The sequence below is a fragment of the Pedobacter sp. genome (assembly GCF_031119335.1).
GTDB lineage: Bacteria > Bacteroidota > Bacteroidia > Sphingobacteriales > Sphingobacteriaceae > Pedobacter.
The window spans coordinates 12,538-34,173 of record NZ_JAVHXT010000009.1; the positions used below are offsets into that span (position 1 = coordinate 12,538).

Annotated in this window: 14 protein-coding genes; 12 read left to right on the forward strand and 2 right to left on the reverse strand. The window is 36.7% G+C overall.

Features of this window, described 5'->3' with window-relative positions; translation table 11 throughout:
* Positions 1-16: 16 nt before the first annotated feature.
* The gene (locus REI64_RS10910) at positions 17-2,482 is read right to left on the reverse strand and encodes a transglycosylase domain-containing protein (RefSeq protein ID WP_308850155.1); all 2,466 of its coding nucleotides are present in this window, start codon (positions 2,480-2,482) and stop codon (positions 17-19) included.
* Positions 2,483-2,723: 241 nt separating this feature from the next.
* On the opposite strand from REI64_RS10910, the gene REI64_RS10915 reads away from it, so the two are divergent.
* The 6 genes from REI64_RS10915 (at position 2,724) to REI64_RS10940 (ending at position 8,290) form a co-directional block, all read left to right on the forward strand.
* On the forward strand, positions 2,724-3,605 hold the full coding sequence (locus tag REI64_RS10915) for a polyphosphate kinase 2 family protein (protein ID WP_308850156.1): 882 nt from the start codon (positions 2,724-2,726) through the stop codon (positions 3,603-3,605).
* Positions 3,606-3,681: 76 nt separating this feature from the next.
* Positions 3,682-4,224, forward strand: a complete 543-nt coding sequence (locus tag REI64_RS10920) for a GNAT family N-acetyltransferase (protein ID WP_308850157.1) — start codon at positions 3,682-3,684, stop codon at positions 4,222-4,224.
* Between the two features lie 214 nt (positions 4,225-4,438).
* Positions 4,439-4,990 (forward strand): transposase, encoded by a 552-nt coding sequence (locus REI64_RS10925; RefSeq protein ID WP_308850158.1) that lies wholly within the window; start codon positions 4,439-4,441, stop codon positions 4,988-4,990.
* Positions 4,991-5,264: 274 nt separating this feature from the next.
* The gene (locus tag REI64_RS10930) at positions 5,265-5,411 is read left to right on the forward strand and encodes a hypothetical protein (protein WP_308850159.1); all 147 of its coding nucleotides are present in this window, start codon (positions 5,265-5,267) and stop codon (positions 5,409-5,411) included.
* 359 nt (positions 5,412-5,770) lie between these two features.
* Positions 5,771-6,496 carry an RluA family pseudouridine synthase gene (locus REI64_RS10935; RefSeq protein WP_308850160.1) on the forward strand — a complete coding sequence of 242 codons (726 nt, stop codon included), beginning with the start codon at positions 5,771-5,773 and terminating at the stop codon, positions 6,494-6,496.
* Positions 6,497-6,511: 15 nt separating this feature from the next.
* Complete coding sequence (locus REI64_RS10940) at positions 6,512-8,290, forward strand: chloride channel protein (RefSeq protein ID WP_308850161.1); 1,779 nt, start codon at positions 6,512-6,514, stop codon at positions 8,288-8,290.
* Position 8,291: 1 nt separating this feature from the next.
* Here REI64_RS10940 and REI64_RS10945 read toward each other — a convergent pair whose 3' ends face one another.
* Positions 8,292-10,370: a tetratricopeptide repeat-containing sensor histidine kinase gene (locus REI64_RS10945; protein WP_308850162.1), complete on the reverse strand. Its 2,079-nt coding sequence runs from the start codon at positions 10,368-10,370 to the stop codon at positions 8,292-8,294.
* 187 nt (positions 10,371-10,557) lie between these two features.
* Here REI64_RS10945 and REI64_RS10950 point away from each other — a divergent pair, with 187 nt between their 5' ends.
* The 6 genes from REI64_RS10950 (at position 10,558) to REI64_RS10975 (ending at position 21,632) form a co-directional block, all read left to right on the forward strand.
* Positions 10,558-11,022, forward strand: a complete 465-nt coding sequence (locus tag REI64_RS10950; protein WP_308850163.1) for a nucleoside triphosphate pyrophosphohydrolase family protein — start codon at positions 10,558-10,560, stop codon at positions 11,020-11,022.
* A 20-nt stretch (positions 11,023-11,042) separates the two neighbouring features.
* Positions 11,043-11,504, forward strand: a complete 462-nt coding sequence (locus REI64_RS10955) for a MaoC family dehydratase (RefSeq protein ID WP_308850164.1) — start codon at positions 11,043-11,045, stop codon at positions 11,502-11,504.
* A 120-nt stretch (positions 11,505-11,624) separates the two neighbouring features.
* A complete protein-coding gene (locus tag REI64_RS10960; RefSeq protein WP_308850165.1) occupies positions 11,625-13,538 on the forward strand; it encodes a 7TM diverse intracellular signaling domain-containing protein in 1,914 nt (637 codons plus the stop codon).
* Positions 13,539-13,824: 286 nt separating this feature from the next.
* The gene (locus tag REI64_RS10965; protein WP_308850166.1) at positions 13,825-16,854 is read left to right on the forward strand and encodes a TonB-dependent receptor; all 3,030 of its coding nucleotides are present in this window, start codon (positions 13,825-13,827) and stop codon (positions 16,852-16,854) included.
* Between the two features lie 11 nt (positions 16,855-16,865).
* Complete coding sequence (locus REI64_RS10970) at positions 16,866-18,557, forward strand: RagB/SusD family nutrient uptake outer membrane protein (RefSeq protein WP_308850167.1); 1,692 nt, start codon at positions 16,866-16,868, stop codon at positions 18,555-18,557.
* A 15-nt stretch (positions 18,558-18,572) separates the two neighbouring features.
* Positions 18,573-21,632: a TonB-dependent receptor gene (locus REI64_RS10975; RefSeq protein ID WP_308850168.1), complete on the forward strand. Its 3,060-nt coding sequence runs from the start codon at positions 18,573-18,575 to the stop codon at positions 21,630-21,632.
* The last annotated feature ends 4 nt before the right edge of the window (positions 21,633-21,636 follow it).

A 21,636-nucleotide genomic window follows, 5' to 3' on the forward strand; every position in this document is an offset into this window, starting at 1 on the left:
GGAGCGTATGATTAGATTAACCGTTGTTTTGCTTATTCTCTTTCTCTTTTTCCTTCTGCTCTTTTTTCTGCTTTCTTTTCAATTCCCTTTCTTCCTTTCTAGTTAGCGGCACTGTTGGTGTATTAGCCTCTGGTTTAGGCTGATTTTCAGTAGCGGGCTTTTTCTCTTCTACCTTGGTGTTGTTTGCAGGTTCAATTTTAATTGGTTCGTGAGGTTCGGCAATAGACATATCGATATCCAACGAATCTACTAATACAGAATCTGTGCTTACCGTATCTACCGGAGGTCGCGGCGTAGGACAGTTGTAGGTGCGTGTAATTTCAACCTTTGCTTTAGGGAAAGGCCCATAGGTATAACCACTTAAAGGATCTTTGTAAACCTTTTCCATAAACTTGGCAAAAAGAGGTAGGGCAGTTCTAGAACCTTCACCTTGTTCGCCGTTTTTAAAGTGAGCTGTACGTTCATCACAACCTATCCAAACCCCTGTAACTAAATCTTTTGTGATACCCATATACCAAGCATCTACGTAATCTGAAGAGGTTCCGGTTTTACCACCAATTTGGTTACCTTTTTTAAATAAATCCCATTCCCATAACGCTTGCGAAGTACCTCTAGGCTCTTCCATACTGCCTCTAAACATATATAGCATTAACCAAGCAATCTCTTCGCTTAAAGCACGTTTAAATTTTGGTGCAAATTCTTCGATGATGTTATCGTTTCTGTCGGCAATTTTTTCAACCAATATTGGGTCTACTTTATTTCCTTCGTTTAAGAAAGTACCATAGGCTTTAACCATTTCGTAAACGGTAACATCGTTAGAACCCAAACTTACAGAAGGAACAGATTCCAATTTACTATCGATACCACATTCGTGTGCCCACTTCACCACATTGTCCCATCCAACTTTTTCTGTGACCTGCGCCGTAACGGTATTTACAGATCTTCCCATTGCCCAACGTAACGACATATCTTGGTAGCTGTAGCTCCAATCTGCATTTTTCGGTTCCCAATATTTGGTTTCACCCTTATCCTGATAAGCAATTCGTACAGGTTTATCGGTGAATTTATCACATGGACTCATACCGCTTTCTAAAGCAGCTAAATAAGCAAATGGTTTAAAAGTAGAACCAGCTTGGCGTTTCGCCTGGTTTACGTGATCGTATTTAAAGAATTTATGGTCGATGCCACCAACCCAAACTTTAATTTTTCCAGTTTTAGGTTCTAAAGTCATCATACCGGTGTTTAAAATCTTACCGTAATAACGGATAGAATCCATAGTAGAAAAAAGTGTATCACGATCTCCTCTGTAAGAGAAGATTTTCATTTTCTTTTTCTTTTCGAAATAAGCATCGACTGAATCGGGCTGATTAGGGAATTTCTTTTGCAGTAACGCATAAATAGGCAATGATTTCTTGGCTCTATCTGGATAATCTACCTTTTTACGTTCGCTGTCTTCCCAAGGATCTTCGTTACCCCAAACGCTATAAAACCTGCGTTGTAAAATACGCATTTGGTCTTTTACGGCATCTTCTGCATAACCTTGCAGCTTAGAATCTATGGTAGTGTAGATTTTTAAACCGTCTTCGTAAAGATCATAGTTGTTCTCTTCGCACCATTTTTCTAAATACTTATCAACTGCAGCTCTTAGGTACGAGTCGCCATCCGTATTCTCGTCTTCATTACCTGCTTCTAAGCCAATTGGTGCTTTTTTATGTTTGGTGGCATCTTCGTTAGAAAGATAATCGTACTTGCTCATTTGAGATATCACCACATTTCTTCTTTCTACAGATCGCTCCGGATTTTTGATTGGATTGTAAGAGGTGGTGGCTTTTAGCATTCCCACTAATAAGGCAGCCTGTGGTACGCTTAACTGGTTTGCTTGTTTATTGAAATAGATGCGTGAAGCAGTTTTAATCCCATAAGTGTTGTTACCAAACGATACAGTATTAAGGTACATGGTTAAGATATCATCTTTACTGTAGTTAGATTCTAGTTTGATGGCTGTCATCCACTCCTTTAGTTTGGGAATGATAGTTCTTACCAAAGGGATTTTACTAGTTAAGCCAGATGATTTGGCATAGCGTGTTCTGTATAGGTTTTTAGCTAGTTGTTGCGTAATGGTACTTGCGCCACCTTCTTTTCCCATACCAACAACTGCTCTGCCTAAAGCTTGGATATCGATACCCGAATGGTTGTAGAAACGAACGTCTTCGGTAGCTATTAGCGCATCTACCACATTTTTAGAAATATCTTTAAATTCTACTGGTGTACGGTTTTCTTTAAAGTACCGACCAATTAATTTGCCGTCTGCAGTGTATAATTCAGAACCAACACGTTGCGAAGGACTTTTAATATCGGTATAAGAAGGAGAGTAGCCAAACAACCATAAGAAGTTGATTTGCAGTGCACAAAAGAATAAAATAATGAAATATATAAAGATGACAGGGTACCTAAGATATCTATTTTTAATTTCTTTAAACATGCTATAAAGATGTAAAAACCGTGAAAAATTATCTGTTAAATAGTGTTAAAACAAACAATACAAATTAACGTATTTAATTTACTTAATTTTAGTTCTATCTTTAAAAATATGCTAATCCGTATTTATAATGGATATTAAAAGTAAAAATCTAATTATGAAATCGAGATATAAAATATGACCATTGAGGTGAAATTATTTTATATCGAGCTATCATCATCAACTGAAAACAAATAAATAACCGATGAAAACGAACACTGATAAGTACCTAGTTAAACCTGATAGAAAGGTAAAGCTTAAAGATTTTGATACTGATTATAATGGACATTTAGATAAAGAAGCAGGAAAAGATGAGCTAGAACGTGTGAAAAAAGACTTGTCTAAGTACCAAGAAGTATTGTATGCAGGGAACAAGCATGCAGTTTTAATTATTTTTCAGGCAATGGATGCCGCTGGCAAGGATGGAGCAATAGAGCATGTCATGTCTGGTCTTAATCCACAAGGTTGCCAGGTTTATAGTTTTAAAACACCAAATGCAGAAGAATATGACCACGATTTTTTATGGCGACATTACAAAGCGCTGCCCGAACGTGGAAGGATTGGGATCCATAATCGTTCTCACTACGAAAATGTGTTGGTTTGTAAAGTGCATCCAGAATATGTGTTGAGTGAAAATTTACCCAATTACACTACTGTAGATAAAATAGATAAAGATTTTTGGAAGCAGCGTTACGAGAGTATCCGCAGTTTTGAGAGGCACTTAACGGAAAATGGAACTACGATATTGAAATTCTTTCTACATGTTTCTAAAGATGAACAGAAGCAGCGATTTTTGGATAGGATAGAAGACCCTGTAAAGAATTGGAAATTTTCTTCGAGTGATATCAGCGAGCGGGCTTTGTGGGATGATTATATGGATGCTTACGAAGATGCGTTGAGCGAAACTTCTACCGATGATGCGCCTTGGTACGTAATTCCTGCAGATAAAAAATGGTATACTAGGTTGGCGGTAAGCCAGATTATTGCAGAGAAATTGGAAAGCTTAAAATTGGAGTTCCCTGTGTTGGCGAAGGCCGAAGCGGATAAGTTAGAGGGGTACAAAGAGTTGTTGCTTTCTGAAAAGTGATGTTTAGTGCGATTTACTACTTTAGTTTGTGACAAAAAAATTAAGATGGCACAATAATGTTAAGTTGGCTTAAAGCATGAAAAAAAATGAATATATAGAAACGGAAAGAACAATAATGCGTAAACTGACAACAGAGGATGCTGGAAGTTTCTATACTTTAAATCTTGATAAAGAAGTATTAAAATTTACTGGAGATAAACCCTTTGAAAATTTAAAATCAGCAATAGACTTTTTAGCAGGGTATGACCAATATGAAAAGTACGGAGTTGGCCGACTTGCCGTTATTGACAAAGCTACCCTAAAATTTATTGGTTGGTGCGGACTTAAATACGACAAAGAAAAAAATGTGTACGATATAGGGTTCAGATTTTACAGAAGTTATTGGAATAAAGGGTTTGCTACAGAAACTGCAAAAGCATGTCTAGATTTTGGGTTTGGTAAGCTTAAAATTGAAACTATAGTTGGCCGAGCAATGAAGCAAAATATCGGTTCAATCAAGGTGCTTGAAAAAATTGGTATGACATTTAAAAATAGTTTCGATTTTGAAGGACAAGAAGGAGTGATTTACGAAATAACAAAATTGAATTCCTTCTGTGTTGGCGAAGGCCGAAACGGATAAGTTAGCGGGGTACAAAGAGTTGTTGCACTCTGAAAGGTGATACATTTTTCACCACCTTAGACACCTAAGAGCATTTTAGTTTTTTCCCCCTCTGGTTTAAGTGTTCGCTATTTCAGCGACCACTTAAATCTAAAATGGGAAACAAAGACTTTGTCTGGAAATATAGCACTGACCAAACAAATTAAACACGAAAAATTCATTAAACACAATCGTAATGGCAACAAGATATAGATTTGGAGATAATAGTTTACCGCATTTTATAACTTTTGCGGTTGTGAATTGGATTGATGTTTTTAATAGAGAATGTTACAAGGAGATAGTGGTAGAAAGTTTAAGGTTTTGTATTAAAGAGAAAGGTTTAAACCTACATGCATGGATAATTATGAGTAACCATGTCCATTTAATTGCTACAGCAAAAGAGGGGTTTGAACTGGTTAACATTATGAGGGATTTAAAGAAATACACAAGCAAGATGATAATAGCAAACATGGAAGCTAATGTACAAGAGAGTAGGAAAAATTGGATGATATGGATGTTTAAAAGGACAGGTGCAAAAAACAGTAACAATAAAGTTTACCAGTTTTGGCAACAGGATAACCACCCCATAGAATTAAGCACAAATGAAATGATACAACAGCGGTTAAATTATTTGCATGAAAATCCGGTACAGGCTGGTTTTGTAACCGATGCACAGTACTATAAGTACAGCAGTGCCATAGATTATTATGAAGAAAGGAATGGGCTTGTGCCAATAAAATTTTTGTAGTGCTACATTACGGTCTGGAGACCTTGGTTTTAAAGAGAGATTTAAGTGGCCCTTCGGAACACTTAAACCAGCGGGAAGACGTTTGGAAATAAAACACAAGTAAAGCCATGAAAAATTGAATATCACAAAAGTGGTTATTCTTTAAAAAATAATATAGAAAGTTAGTTTCGGTCTGGAGACCTTGGTTTAAAGAGGGATTTAAGTGACCCTTCGGAACACTTAAACCAGATATGGGTTTGGTAAGCTTAAAATTGAAACTATAGTTGGCCGAGCAATGAAGCAAAATATCGGTTCAATCAAGGTGCTTGAAAAAATTGGTATGACATTTAAAAATAGTTTCGATTTTGAAGGACAAGAAGGAGTGATTTACGAAATAACAAAATTGAATTCCTTCTGTGTTGGCGAAGGCCGAAACGGATAAGTTAGCGGGGTACAAAGAGTTGTTGCACTCTGAAAGGTGATACATTTTTCACCACCTTAGACACCTAAGAGCATTTTAGTTTTTTACTAGATGCTTATAATTGGTTTGCTAAGGTTTGTCAGTTTTCTTCGGTGGTTTTTATTTGTGCATAGGTTTTGTAAAATAGACCTTATAGCAGCCGATACCGCTTGAGCGAGAGTGGGGATTGAGCTTGGAGAAAGCGAGGGAGTAAAGGCGGATAGCAGGACTGCAGTGACCGAAAAGCTCCTAATTCTGCTCTTCAAAAAATAGCTAATGTCAATTAAGCGGCCTATATTCCTAAATGTATTCGTACTTTTGTGGCTTAATCGATTATCCTTTTGAAGTATCCTAATTTTAAAGACCTTATACTTTTTGAAAACGATGACTATATCGTTGTAAATAAACCTCCGTTTGTGGCCTCGTTAGATGAGCGTGGTGCGGCTGGTGCTGGCGAAATTAATATTTTGCGTTTGGCTAGGCAATATACATACGATGCGCAGATTTGCCACAGGTTGGATAAAGAAACATCGGGTGCTATCGTGATTGCTAAAAATCCGGAAGCTTACCGTAATTTATCTATACAGTTTGAGAAACGTAAAGTAAGCAAGATTTATCATGCCGTGGTTGATGGTCAGTTTCAATTTGATAACCTTTTTGTGGATTTGCCTATTTTAAACGACGGTAATAAAAACGTAACTATTGATAGGCAAGAGGGCAAGCGAGCGGAAACTTACTTTACTTCGTTAAAATACTATAAGCATTATACTTTGGTAGAATGTAAGCCGGTGACGGGCAGGATGCACCAAATTCGTATTCACTTGGCTACCCAACGTGCTGCAATTTGTGGCGATGTGATGTATCGTGGCAAACCGGTTTTTCTGTCGAAAATTAAGCGTGGTTATCGTTTAACTGATGAGGAAGAACAGCCAATTATGAAACGTTTTGCGCTTCATGCTAAGCAAATAACGTTTAAAGGTGTAGATGGAGAAGATATTTTTGTGGAAGCACCCTATCCGAAAGACTTTGCAACGCTGCTCAAATTGTTAGATAAGTTTGATGCCTAATTAAAGAATAGGAAGATGTATATCAGGTTTGTAAGTTTTGTAGATCAGCTAAATAAATATAGGCAAAGCAAAATTTCTAACCGCAACTTTCTGGTGTTTGCCGCAGTTTTTGTTGGTATTTTTGCTGGACTGGCGGCTTCGTTATTGAAGGGGATTACACATTACATTCAACATTTTTTACAGTCGGAATTGCATTGGCAATACAAATATTACCTGTACCTTTTGTTTCCTGCTATTGGTATTTTGCTTTCGGTAATTTACGTGAAGCGGTTTATTAGAAAAGGTAAATTCGAGATGGGTTTAACGCCACTATTGTACACTATTTCGAAGAAATCGAGCAGGGTAGAAGCGCACAATACTTACTCGCAGATTATTACTGCTGCTATTACGGTTGGCTTTGGTGGTTCTACGGGTTTAGAGGCTCCAATTGCCACTTCTGGCGCCGCCATTGGCTCTAACGTTGGCAGGTTTTTAGGTTTAAGCTATCGAGAAATTACTTTGCTGTTGGCTTGTGGTGCTGCTGCAGGTATTGCAGGTGCTTTTAATAGTCCAATTGCAGGTATTGTATTTGCTATTGAGATTTTACTGCCAGAATTTTCAATTCCAGCATTTATTCCCTTGTTGCTTTCGGCGGCAACAGCTTCGGTTGTAGCTCGTTTGTTTTACAAAGAACAGCTTTTTTTCTTAGTAACTGAGGGATGGGAAATGAAAGCGTTATTGTTTTACGTAGTACTTGCCGTAATTGTTGGCCTGTACTCATTTTACTTTACCAAGGTCAACAAGTTAATTAAAGGTTCATTTTATAAAATCAAAAATCCGTACTATAAAATTGCCGTTGGCGGCTTAATGTTAGGCTTATTGGTGTTTTTGTTTCCGAGCTTGTACGGCGAAGGTTATATCACCATTAATAGTTTGCTTAAAGGCGACCATACCGCGGTTATTAACAACAGTATTTTCTCGCAATTTAGCGACTTACCTTGGGTGGTTGTTGTGTTTACGGTAGTTACGGTAATGCTTAAATCTGTAGCGACCTTGGTAACCTTAGCTGCTGGCGGAAACGGTGGTACTTTTGCACCAAGCTTAATAATTGGTGGTTTGTTGGGTTTTATTATTGCTTACACTGTTAATATTTTAGGAATTGCCGAGCTAAACGTGGCTAATTTTATCGTGGCTGGCATGGCAGCAGCCTTAGGTGCTGTAATGCATGCGCCCTTAACAGGAATTTTTTTAATAGCAGAAATTACTGGCGGATATGTGTTGATGGTTCCTTTAATGATTACCACTGCTATTGCTTATTTCATCAGTAGGAGTGGAAGCAAGTATTCGATCTACACTCAACCGCTGGTAGATGCTGGCCATCTTTCGCATCATGAGGATAAAGATACGACAGTTTTAAACATGATGAGCCTGAGATCTTTGATTGAAAAAGACCAGCTCATTTTAATGGATACTGACGTTTTAAGTGATAGAATTACCGATATTTTGAAATCGAAGAGAAACGTAATTCCTGTGGTGAATAATGAACAAATTTTTCAAGGTGTGGTTTATATTGAAACCATCTTATCGCATCTTGCGGAAAAATCTACCGACAGTATTTTTATAAGTGATATAACCCACATGCCAGCTGAGGTTGCTTCGTTAACCAACGATGTAAAGGAAGTTTTAAAGAAAATGGAGCAAGAAAACCTTTGGGTAATGCCAATAGTAGATTACGCCGGAACTTACATAGGCTTGGTATCTAAAACAAATATCTTTAATAAATATAGATCGATGTTAAGTCGCCAAACCGATTAAACTATTTTATTGGCAACTCCACATAGAAGATCGTTCCGCCATCGGTATTATCTTCTAGCCATATTTTGCCATTGTGGTTTTCTATAATTTGCTTACTGATAGACAAGCCAATACCAAATGGCTGTTCGCCGGCAGTTCCAGGTCTTTTTGCACTGGTAAACATTTCGAAAATCTTAGATTTATCAGTATCAGGTATGCCTATACCTTGATCTACTATTTTTACTCTAACAGATTTTTCTAGCCGTTCTAAAACCACCACAATTTCTGTTTTAGGTAAGCTGAATTTAATGGCATTAACAATGAGGTTGTTAAATACACGCCAAATTTTCTCTCTCGCAATAGAAACTACGGTTGGCCCACTGCTTATAAAAACGATCTTTTGTTTCTTTTCATCCGCTTTATATTGTAACAGTTCGGTACACTGCCTTAATAATTGCTGTAAATCGATACTTTCTTTCTTAAGCACCTCATTTTCTATGGCTAACCCAGAATTTAGCAATTGGTTAATCATTTCGATCGAATTAGCACCAGAGCTTTCAATTAGTTGCAGCATTTCCTTGTCTTCTTCGGTAAAACGTTCGTTTTCTTCTAGCAATAAGCTGGCAATGCCTACCATACCGCCAATGGGGTTTTTTAGATCATGCGCCATTACCTTCATCATTTTAGCATAATCTTTATTTCTGTTTTCGAGGCTTAATAAAGCTTTCTCCAGCTCCTTATTATTAACTATAGTTTCTCGTTCGGCTTTTTTAGCTTGTTTCGCATTTTTAAGTACTAACCACACAATTACCAAAAGCATCATCCCAAACAAAACTGCGCCAATTAAATAAACAGTCTTACTTTGGTTTATTTTTTCCAAATACTCAAGAGCTTGCTGATCTTCCAAGTTTTTAAATGCTTGGTCTATGTTAACCTTGCTAAGGTCGCTGTTTACCTTATTTAAGTTATCTAAGGTCTCATTATATAATTTCAGGTTCTCGACAGCATTTTTGTAATTGCCTAAACTATATGCAAGTTCGCTTTTAGCTTTATATAGCTTTAAATTGTTTTCTAGTGAAAGCTCAGGTTCAGATTTTACAAGCTTCTCGGTAACATTTAAAATCGAATCGGCTTTTTCGGTATTTGCTGTATTGCTATAAACCTTGGCAAGCTTAATGTAAGCGGTTATTTTACTCAGTTCTGCCGAATGATTATTAATGGCAATACATTCTTCTAAGTAATTTTTAGCTAGGGGAAGATTGCCTTTTTTGGCGTAGAGACCACCAATGTTGTCTAATGCGACAATTTTAGCAGACATAACCTGCCCTAAACTTACATCAGTCTTTTTCTCCTGATTTAAAATATATGCCAAATTCTTTTCATATAAATACAAGGCACTGTCTAATTTTTCGGCTCTTTCATAAGAAAAACCGGCATTGTTAAGTGCGGCCTGTGTATAGTAGAATAAGTTAGCTGGGTTTACATCTTTAGCGGCTTGGATAGCATTATATGAATCTAATTGATATTTGGCAGCAGTCGAAAATTTTCCTTGTAGATAGTAGATCTGCGCAATCTTTGATATAAAATCTGCGTAATTAGTAGGGTCTTTTTCTCTATCTATAAGATTACTAACCTTAAAGTAGTATGTTACTACTTTATCATATTGTTTAAAGTAGAGCAGTACATCACTTTTTAGTATTAGCGCCCTGATGTATTCTGTTTTGTTTCTAGTTTTTGCTTTCTCATCCGCAAATAAACTTAGTAAGCTATCTGCGTAAATATTCATTAATCTTTTGCTAGGAAAAACTGCTTGCGACCTAAAAATATAATAATGAGTTAAACTTTCTATATCTGACGAAGCAATTAGTGGCTTTAATGAATCTAACGATTTTACAACCTTTGCTATTTCTCGATCTTTGTATAGGTTGTCTACTTTCCTGAAATCATTAAGAAATTTACTTTGTTTATCAACTGAATGGTCATCGATATTACAACTACCTAATAAGCCTATGACTAATATGATAGTTAGGGTATATAGAAGTTTTATATCTACAATTTGATTACTATATGAGCTATAATTATTAGGTCTGAACTTTTTCAATAATTAAGAGGTTATTTTACAAGGGGTGTTCAAATTTATTAAAACTTTTAGGAATATTCTGTTTTGGGTTTGTAAAAAACTGATTTATTGTTTGTTATTAATTTATGTTAATTCTCTTGTTTGGTGTTGATAATAAAATTTGTTATTCCCCTCGAAATATTAAACCTTAGCACTTTCTAATAAAATTATGGAAGATTTAAGTGCTTTAAGCCAAGTTGCAGAGTTTCACCAAACTTTTAAACATCCAATTGTATCCCAAGCAGCTATACCTTCAAAAGTAAGAAGTAAGTTAAGGATAGATTTAATTGCCGAAGAATTAAAAGAACTGCAAGAGGCAGTTGATAATGACGATTTGATAGAAGTGGCAGATGCACTTTGCGATTTGCAATATGTTTTGGCAGGTGCAGTACTAGAGTTCGGATTAGGTGCAAAGTTTAAAACCTTGTTTGACGAAGTACACCGTTCTAACATGAGCAAAGCTTGTAAAACAATAGCCGAAGCTGAAGAAACTATAGCGCATTACAAACAAAAAGACAATGTTGATGCTTACTTTAAAGAGGTGGAGGGAATGTTTTTGGTTTACCGCAAAGGTGATGACAAAACCTTAAAGTCTGTAAACTATTCTCCTGCTAACCTTAAAGAAATATTATAACACAATAACACAGCATATTTATGATTAAGATTAATAACCACGATGAGTTTGCTGCCTATTTAGGTAAGGAATTAGGTATTTCGTCTTGGTATCAAATTAGCCAAGAACAAATTAATAAGTTTGCCGATGCCACTTTGGATCATCAGTGGATACACACAGACCCCGAAAAAGCTGCAACAGATAGTCCTTTTAAAAAAACGATAGCACACGGTTATTTAACCCTATCACTACTGCCTTTTTTATGGCAACAAATTATTAAGATAGAAAATCTTAAAATGGAGATTAACTACGGAATTGAAAATTTGAAATTTGGACAAGCGGTAACGGTAGACAGCGAAGTGCGTCTGGTAGCGAAATTAAAATCTATCATTAATCTTAGAGGGATAACAAAAGTAGTCTTAGATGCTACTTTAGAAATTAAGGACCAATCTAAGCCAGCATTTACTGGCGATGTAGTTTTTCTATATCACTTTATAAATTAAAATTTCAAAAAAAATATTTGAATAGCCGATAAAACATCGGCTATTTTTGTTTTTTGTGCATATATTTAGCATTACCAAATAGCATTTCTTTTTCGAGCAACCCTTGTGATGTTAAAAATATTGCGTAAAACCTTATTCTTATTATTTGCGCTGTGTAACGCTGTTAATGTAGCGGCACAAAAAACCGTAGTTTTTACTGCTAAAAGTTACGAGCATATTTTTAAGTCGAAAGAGGTAGTAACATTTGAGGACCCTACCGATAAGCTGACATTTGATGTGATATCAAGCCCTGCGTATCACGACAAGTTCGTTAACAATATTGACTATTATCCGAAAAATTATAATCGCAGTTCTGCATACTGGTATAGGATAAAAGTAAAATTTGAAGAAGATCTAGAAAAAGCTAGTGTAATTGAGTTTTTCGATCAAATTACAGACCACATTGAAGCTTATTTTCCAAAAAGCGATGGGACTTATTCGCAATCTAAATCTGGAGCAGATTTAGAGTTTAAGCAGCGGATGTACCAGCATAAAAACTTTGAGTTTCTGATTCAGAACCTTGAAAAAGGTGAGTACTACTATTATTTCAAAGTTAAAAGTAAAGATAGGGTAAATGTAATTATCGTATTTAGAACTATAGAGAGGTTTATTCAGTACGGTTTAACAGAATACCTTACTTACGGTCTGTTTTATGGAATGATTTTCATTTTTAGCTTCCATAATTTGCTAATGTACCTTGCAGTACGCCGAAGACAGTATCTCTATTATATTCTGTACATCATTAGTGTTGGGCTTTATGAGGTTTCTGTAGATGGCATAGCATATCAATATTTGTGGCCAAAACAGCCGGTATGGAATGAATATGCTTACGGCATTGCTTTATTTTGTATCAGCTCGTTTGCACTAATTTTTACCAAAGAGCTTTTGCATGTTAAACAGAAAGCACCAGTATTTTTCAAGATCATTAATGCGGTACTTATTTTACGGCTTGTATTTTTCTTGGTTTGCTTGTTTTATAACCCAGATTGGTTTAAATATAAGTTTGTTGAGTTTATACCACTCTCTATTGGGTTTATTACTGGTATTTACATTTTTTGGAAAAAACGTTATCGTCCTGCCAGATTTTTTGTGGTAGGTTATACATTCTTGTTTTTAGGCTTCATTATTAAAATTATTCACATTTTGGGCTATGCTAGGCATATTCCTGGCGCTTTGGGATATTATAGCTTAAGCTTTGGTTTCTTATTAGAAATGATTTTCCTTTCATTCGCTATTGGCGATCAGGTACGCATCTTGAAACGTAAAAAGGAAAACGCTCAGAAGCAAATTATCAAACAGATGCAGCTTAACGCCGAAATGAAAGATAATTTGAACCGACAGTTAGAAGCTAAGGTAGAAGAAAGAACGCAAGAGGTTAAAAAACAAGCTGTAGCATTACAAAAACAGAACGACACCATAGAAAAGCAAAACGACGAACTCCTTTCGAAAAACAATTTGTTACAAGAGCAAGCAGAAGAAATTTCGAGAATGAACGTGCTGTTGGAAAAAGATAACATCAACCTTAAAACCAATATAGAAAAGGTAACCGAAGCTAGGGTTAATGCTACAGAATTAGATTTTGATGAGTTTAGCTTAAAATATCCTGATAAAGAGTCTTGTTATAAGTTCTTAGCAGAATTAAAATGGGAGAGTGGCTACGCTTGCGTTAAATGCGACCACCCCAATTATTGCAATGGTAAAGCGCCTTATAATAGACGCTGTACTAAATGTGCCTACGAAGAATCTGTCCTGCACCAAACTATTTTTGAAAACAACCGAATTCCTATCAATAAGGCGTTTTATTTAGTGTACTTAATGTACAATTCTAAAGGTGCAATCTCCTCACACAAGCTTTCTGAAAAGCTTGGAATTAGGCAAAGTACTTGTTGGACCTACGCCTCAAAGGTGAAAAAAGTAATGGAAGAACGTAAAAAGGACTTAAAAGGAACTGGCAAATCTGGCTGGAGCAAGTTAGTTCTTGATAAAAAAGCTTAAAAAAGCTTCAAATTTTTATTCTACGCAAACGTTTTCGTGTTTTTTAGTCAATTTTTTTTGATGTGTTTTAAACGTATCAGCTCTGAAAATACATCATCAACCATCTTGCATTCTATCAGCTACTTATGCAATTTTAAACTTGCGATTAAAGCGTATTAAAATTATTGTAATTACTTAATTTACAGTATTTTATGTGTTTTTTATTTCGTTATTTATCTATTGACTATCCTATATTTACAATGTCGAATTTGTTCGGCACTAACCAATAAAAGCCAAATTAAACTGTATGAGTAAAATTCTATTAAAAAGGATTTTGCAGAAAATGATGTTTACACTGTTCTGGTGTGTCATTCTGCAATTACATGCTTCCGCTAGAAACGAAATCGTAAAATTACCATCAATGTTGCGCATTGCCGATGAAGTAACGGGTAGGGTAACTGAAGCTTCTGGCAAGCCATTATTAGATGTAACCGTCCAAATTAAAGGAAGCGCGATCAGTATGGTATTAACTGACGTTGACGGTAAATTTTTGTTGAAGGCAGATAAAGGTGATATGCTAGTCTTCAAGATCAGGGGGTTTAAAACACAAGAAATTGCGTTTACTGGACAAAAACAAATTAATGTAACCTTGTTAGAAGACACTAGCCCTCCAGATTCGTTTAATGTTTTATATGCTTCACAAAAGAAGTCAACTAATTTAGAAGCTGTATCGGAAATTAGAACAGAAGATTTAACAAAAACCATCTCTTCGCCCATTTACGGAACTTTAACCGGCAGATTGGCTGGACTTGCTACTTATCAAGGTAGTGGAGAACCAGGTAACGATGGTGTAACCTTAAATCTTAGAGGTATGTCACCATTGGTACTACTTGATGGTATTCCTCAAACCTTCACATCAATCAATCCAGAACAAATAGAATCGGTAACTATATTGAAAGATGCACTTGCTACTGCTATGATGGGTATAAGGGCATCGAATGGATTGGTTTTAATTACTACCAAAAAAGGAATGGAAGGGCCACAGCGTATCGGCTTTAAGGCAATGTATGGTTTTTCTAGACCTACACAGTTGCCAAGAACTTTAGATGCCTACAACTACGCACAGCTTTATAATGAGGCTCTGGTTAATGATGGCAGGCCAGCAGTTTATTCACAGGCAGATTTAGAGGCGTACAGAGATGGCAGTAATCCATTTTATCGCCCAAATGTAAACTGGCAAAATGAAATTTTAAGAAATGAAACGCCTTACAGCCGCTATAATGTTGACATATCTGGTGGTAAGCAAACTGCAAAGTATTACGTAAGCTTAGATTATTTAGATCAGCAAGGCTTATTTAAGGAAAATGATCTTAGTATAAATAGCACCAACTCTAATTACAAACGATATGTTTTCCGTTCTAATGTGTCGCTAGATCTTAGCAAATACATTACTACCAGCTTAAATTTATTTGGAAGGTTGCAGAACGGAAATGAACCCGGAGTAACTACTGGTACGCTGTATAATAGCATCATTAATACTCCGGCTAACGCTTATCCTATTTTTAATGCCAACGGAAGTTTGGGTGCCAGTCAAGATTTTCAGCAGAATAACGTTTACGGACAAAATTTTATGTCTGGATATCTGGTAGATTATACTAGAGATTTTAGGGTAGACCTAGCTGTAAAAGCCGATTTGCAAAAACTAACTCCAGGTCTTTGGTTCCGAGCTTTAAGTGCTATCAATACTTATCTGGTACAAACAACCAATAGAAGTAAGCCTTTAGTAGCTTTCCTTCAAGGCGTAGATGGATCTGGTAATACAGTTTATACGCAATATGGTACACCTGCAGATCAAAGTAACTCTCTAACAACCAGTAACCAAAATAGGGTTTTCTATGTTCAAGGTGAGTTTGGCTACGATAGAAAATTTGGGTCTCATCAGCTAAACGCTTTAGTACTTGCCAATAACGATTACCGTATGGCCAATGCAGATTTGCCTTATAGTATTAAAGGAATTAGCGGGCGACTAGCTTACGACTACCAAGAGAAATATATGGCGCAGGTTTCTTTTGCTTACAATGGTACATCAGAAAGGTACGCTAAAGGATATGGTTACGGACTATTTCCAGCTGTAGGATTAGGATGGAACATAAAAAAAGAAGCTTTTCTGCAGGACAAAGCTAAATGGATCAATGATTTAAAGTTGAGAACAACGTTTGGCAGAACAGGGAATTTTAATCCTAACAATTACTACACATACAATCAGTATTATAACACTTCTGGTGTACCGGGTTATAATTTTGGTGTTAACACAGGAGGTAATGTAACGGGTATAGAGCAAGGAGCACTTGCAAATCCTATGTTAACTTTCGAAAAGGCTAATAAGTTTAACGTAGGTTTCGACGCTTCGATGTTTAACAATAAAATTTCGCTTACTGCCGAATATTTTAACAACAACTATTTCGATTTATTACAGCAAATAGGCTATAATACACAAATTACAGGTGCCGTTTACACTAATCGTAATTTAGGCGAACGTAGTTATTCTGGTTTCGAATTTCAATTAAACTACAATAATAATATAGGAGACTTTAACTATTTCATTGCTCCAAATTTTTCTACCGTGAGAACCAGAGTGGTTTTTGCCGACGAGCCTACCCGTCAGTTTGCCTATCAAACACGCACAGGTTTGCCAGTAGGGCAGTCTTTCGGTTATCAAGCTGCGGGCTTATTTCAAACACAAGCAGAAATCAATGCCAGTCCAAAACCGGTTGGTTTAGTGGTAGTGCCTGGTGATATCAAATATGTTGACCAAAATGGTGATAACATTATCGACGAAAATGATCAAATAGCTATTGGTAGAACTGCTCCGGCTTTAAACTTTGGCCTAAATTTGGGATGGAGCTATAAAGGTTTCGATTTCTCTGCCTTGTTACAAGGTGTAGCCAATAATGATATTTTCTTAACAGGAAATTCTTACTGGGATTTTCAGGGCGTTAGAGGGCAAGCTTATGAGCATCATTTAAACAGATGGACACCTGCAACGGCGACTACCGCCAGCTACCCGAGACTGAGCGTTGGTACAAATGTAAATAACCAATACGCATCTAATTATTGGTTAAGAAATGGTGATTTTTTACGCTTGAAGAGTGTAGAGCTAGGTTACTCTTTGCCTATAAACTGGGTAAAAAAGGTAAAAGCCTCTGGTGCAAGATTTTTTGTTAACGGTACTAATCTTTTCACTATCACAGGATTGGAAAACCAAGACCCAGAAAATTATTTCAACGCCTATCCAATTCAAAAAATGCTTATTGCGGGTATCAGTGTTAAATTTTAAGAATGAAAGACATGAAAAAATTATTTATAGCAGCGTGTACTGCACTCTCTTTCATAGGCTGTGCAAAAATCGAAGACGGTCCGCTTGAAAGACTAACTGAAAATTATGTATTTGACCCAACTGATAGAAATGGATTTTATGCTGAACAATTTTTAAATAATATCTATTCTATTTTACCTAATGGATATAATAGGGTAGGTGGCGATTTGTTAGACGCCGCTACAGACGATGCTATGCCTTCTAGGGATGGCGTAAGTATAGAACGCTTTACCACTTCTTCATTAAGTGCATTAAGTAATCCAGACGATGCTTGGGGCAAAAACTATGAAGGTATCCGCAAGGTAAATATCTTTTTGAAGAACATAGATATTGTTCCTGTGCCTGCAAAAATTCCTTTTTGGAAAGCAGAAGCAAGGTTTCTAAGAGCTATGTTTTATTTTGAGCTAGTAAAAAGATACGGAGGCGTCCCCTTGGTTGCCGATGAAGTTTTAGATGCTGAAAAGCCTAAAAATTTCACAAGGAATTCTTTTGAAGAATGTATCAATTACATCGTAACCGAATGCGATGCCATTAAAGGAGCTGTTAGGCCAGACCCATTAGCGACAACCGATTATGGAAGGATTTCCAATGGTGTTGTGCTCGCACTGAAAGCACGTACGTTATTGTACGCGGCCAGTCCGCTTTATAACGGAGGTAACATAGGCGGCAGTGCGCAACAAAAACTTTATCAGGGTTATGCCAGCTTTGATGCAGAAAGATGGAATGCGGCAGCGCAGGCAGCAAATGACCTAATTGCTACTGGTAGGTTTAAGATTGATGGTGTAGCATATAACAACGTATTTATTGTCAGAAAAAATGATGAAGTTATTTTAGGCTACTTGCGCAACAATAGTACCGATTTAGAAACCAATAATGGTCCGGTAGGTTATGCCTTGGCAAGTGCGCAGGGAAGAACCAGCCCAACTCAAGATCTGGTAGATGCTTTCCCAGCTGTAAATGGTAGAGAAATTACGGATCCTGTTTCTGGTTACGTATCTACAAATCCTTATGCTAACCGTGATCCACGTTTGGCAAGTACAGTACTTTACAACGGTTTAAATTGGTTGAGCAGACCATTGCAAACTTATGAAGGCGGCCTAGATAAACCGAATAATAATACCACGCAAACTAAAACTGGCTATTATATGCGCAAGCATCTAGGTAATTTTTCTACTGCCACGCTGTATAATGCACAGCCACATAACTTCCCAATTTTTCGTTATGCCGAGGTGCTGTTGAACTACGCAGAAGCCAGAAACGAATATCTTACCACGCCAGATGCAAGTGTTTACAAAGTACTACAAGATATTAGAAAAAGAGCTGGTATTGCTGTTGGAACAACCGCTGGCTATTCTTATGGTTTAAAATCATCTGGTATGACCAAAGATGAAATGCGCATAGCCATTCGTAATGAACGCAGAATTGAAATGGCATTTGAAGAGCAACGTTTTTGGGATTTGAGAAGATGGAAGACCGCCGAAACGGAACTAAATAAGAATTTAAATGGGATGATTATCACTAGGAACCCTGCCAACGGCGCTTTAACCTATCAAAAGTCTGTGGTGGGTAAAATCAGCTTTGCAAATCCTAGAATGTATTTCTATCCAATACCATTCAACGAAATCAACAAAAACACAAACCTTGTACAAAATACTGGTTGGTAATTAATCCATTTTAAAATGAAAAGATATTTATTAACGATATATTTATTGTTGCTGTGTGCTATCTCTTGGGCACAGCAGCAAACCGTTACAGGTACAGTTAGTGATAATAACGAAACACTAATTGGTGTATCTGTAATAGAAAAAGACCAGCCGGGTAATGGTACACAAACAGACCAAAACGGCAGATTTAGGATAAGTCTTAAAGGGACTAGCAAAGTTCTTATTTTTAAGTATGTAGGCTATTTATCTAAGGAAGTTGCTGTTGGTAACCAAACAAATCTTAATGTTTTGTTAGAGGTTGATGCAAAAGGTTTGGAAGAGGTAATTGTGGTGGCCTACGGTACGCAGAAGAAGATTACCAACACGGGTGCTACAAGTGCTATTTCTGGTGATATGATTAGACAGACACCTGCCGCCAGTTTACAAAATACCCTAATTGGCCGTGTGCCCGGTATTACTACACAACAGCGTTCTGGTCAGCCAGGCGCAGATGGTGCTGTTTTATTGGTACGTGGTTTAAGTACAACAAATGGTAATGGTGCGCCACTTATCATTGTTGATGACTTAGAGTATTTCGGAAATATTGCCGAGATAGATCCTGATCAAATCGAATCATTTACGGTCTTGAAAGATGCCGCCACCACCGCTGTTTACGGTATTAAAGGAGCAAATGGAGTTGTGGTAATTACTACAAAGCGTGGTAAAAGCGGGAAAGCCCAAATTACTTTTCGTACAGAAAATAGTATCCAAACACCTACTTATATGCCCGAGTACCTAGACTCTTACAGAGCTGCTTTACTGGTAAACCAAGCGCTGGTTAATGACGGGCAGGCACCTCGTTTTTCAGAAACTTCTTTAGATCATTTTAAAAACGGTACAGATCCCTATGGGCATCCAAATGTAAACTGGACCGAAGAATTACTAAGAAAATATAGTGTTCAGTCACGTAATAACATCAACATTCAGGGTGGTGTAGATAAAGCTAAATACTATCTTTCTGCCGGATATTTATTTCAAAATGGTTTGATTAAAGATTTCTCAGAACTATCTGGGATGAATAGCAACTATTACTACAAGCGATATAATTTTAGATCTAATTTAGATTTACAGCCAACCAAAACACTAAATTTAAGCTTAGATCTTTCGGGAACATTTTCAGAAAGAAATAGCCCCACAAATGGTGGTAGAAACAATAGAAATAACATCTTTTTTGAGTTGAGTGACGCTAACCAATTGCCTCCATACGCCTATTCTATCTACAATCCTGATGGTTCATTTGGTGTTAACAGTAATATCTTAAATAATAATGCAGTTGGTCGTTTAACTTACTATGGTTACAATCGCCAATTTTCGAACGACATTACCGCTAATTTTAGAGCTAATCAAAATTTAGATTTTCTTACCAAAGGATTATCAGCAAAGGGAGTAGTTGGTTTTAATGGACAGTATGGTTTCAATAGAAATATGACTAGGGGTGCAAATAATGATTTCCCATCGTACTATTATAACCCTACTAACGACACGTATACCATCTCTAATGTTAACTTTTATCGTATTGCCTTACCAAATTTGAGCTATTCGTCAACCGATAGTTTTAGACGTTTAAATTGGCAAGGATCTGTTAACTATGACCGTACTTTTTCTAATCACCATGTGTATGGTTTAGCTTTGTACAACTTGCAAAACAACGAAACTAATGCAAACGAGCCTAGCGGATTTAGAGGATTCACCTTTAGAACGGGATATGATTATAAACAAAAGTATCTGATAGAATTAAATATAGGCTACAATGGCTCAAGTGCTTTCAAATCTGGAGAAAGATATTCTTGGTTCCCAGCATTATCTCTTGGATGGAACATAGCCGAAGAGAAATTCTTCAAAGACAATGTGAAATTTGTTGATTTATTTAAGGTTAGGGGTTCTTACGGTAAAGTTGGTAGTGAGGATATTGGAAACTTTGCGTACACTTACCTTTCAACTTATGTAAATGGTGGCACTTACTCTATAGGAGAGCAACATACTGCAATAACTGGTATAAGGGAAGGTTTACTAGGTCAAAATACAACTTGGGAAACTGAAGAACAGGCAAATATCGGTGTTGATATCAATATGTTTAAAGGTAGCTTAAAGATTGTTGCCGATGTTTTTAGCCGCAAACGTGGCGATATCTTAACCACCAGAGCGTTGTCAAATATTGCTGGTATAACACCAAGTCAGTTACCTCCATCGAACATCAATAGGGTAAGCAATAGAGGTTTCGAAACTCAGGTAACTTATTTAGGTAATATTAATAAGTTGAAATTTGATATCAGTGGCAATATCTCGGTATCAAAAAACAAAATCGAGTTTATGGACGAAGCCACGCCGCCTTATGATTATCAACGCTTAACGGGTAGACCATTGGGAAGTATTCTTGGTTATAACTTCCTAGGTTTTTATACACAAGAAGAAATCGATAATCCGGCCGTACCTAAACCAACTACGGGTACTACCAGAGCTGGAGATTTAAAATATCAAGATTTAAATGGTGATGGCGTAGTAAATGTAGACGACAGAATGGTACTCGCTTTACCGAATTTGCCCAACACAATTATGGGTTTAACTGTAGGTTTAAACTATAAAAGCTTTGCGTTTACTATTACTGCACAAAGTGCGCTAAACTTTGCAAGAAGATCGGCAGCAGAAGCAATTAGACCTGGCTTAAATAATTTTAGAGAAATACACGAACAAGCGTGGACACCAGAAAATAGCGTTAACCCAGCATTTCCTCGTTTAAGTTTGGCTGGTTCCAATTTAAATGACCCAGCGGCGCATCCATCTAATTATTGGTTTAGGAATAGTGATTATCTGAGAATTAAAACCGCAGAGTTCTCTTATTCTTTGCCAAAAACCTTTGTAAATAAGATAGGCTTGCAAGTGGCTAGGATTTACGTAAATGGCTACAATCTGTTAACGTGGGATTTGAAAGCCAAGAACATTTATAACACTGATCCAGAAAATACATCTGGTAATGATGGTGCTGGTTTTTACCCGCAAACCAAAGTTTACAATTTAGGATTACAAATTTCATTTTAAGGAC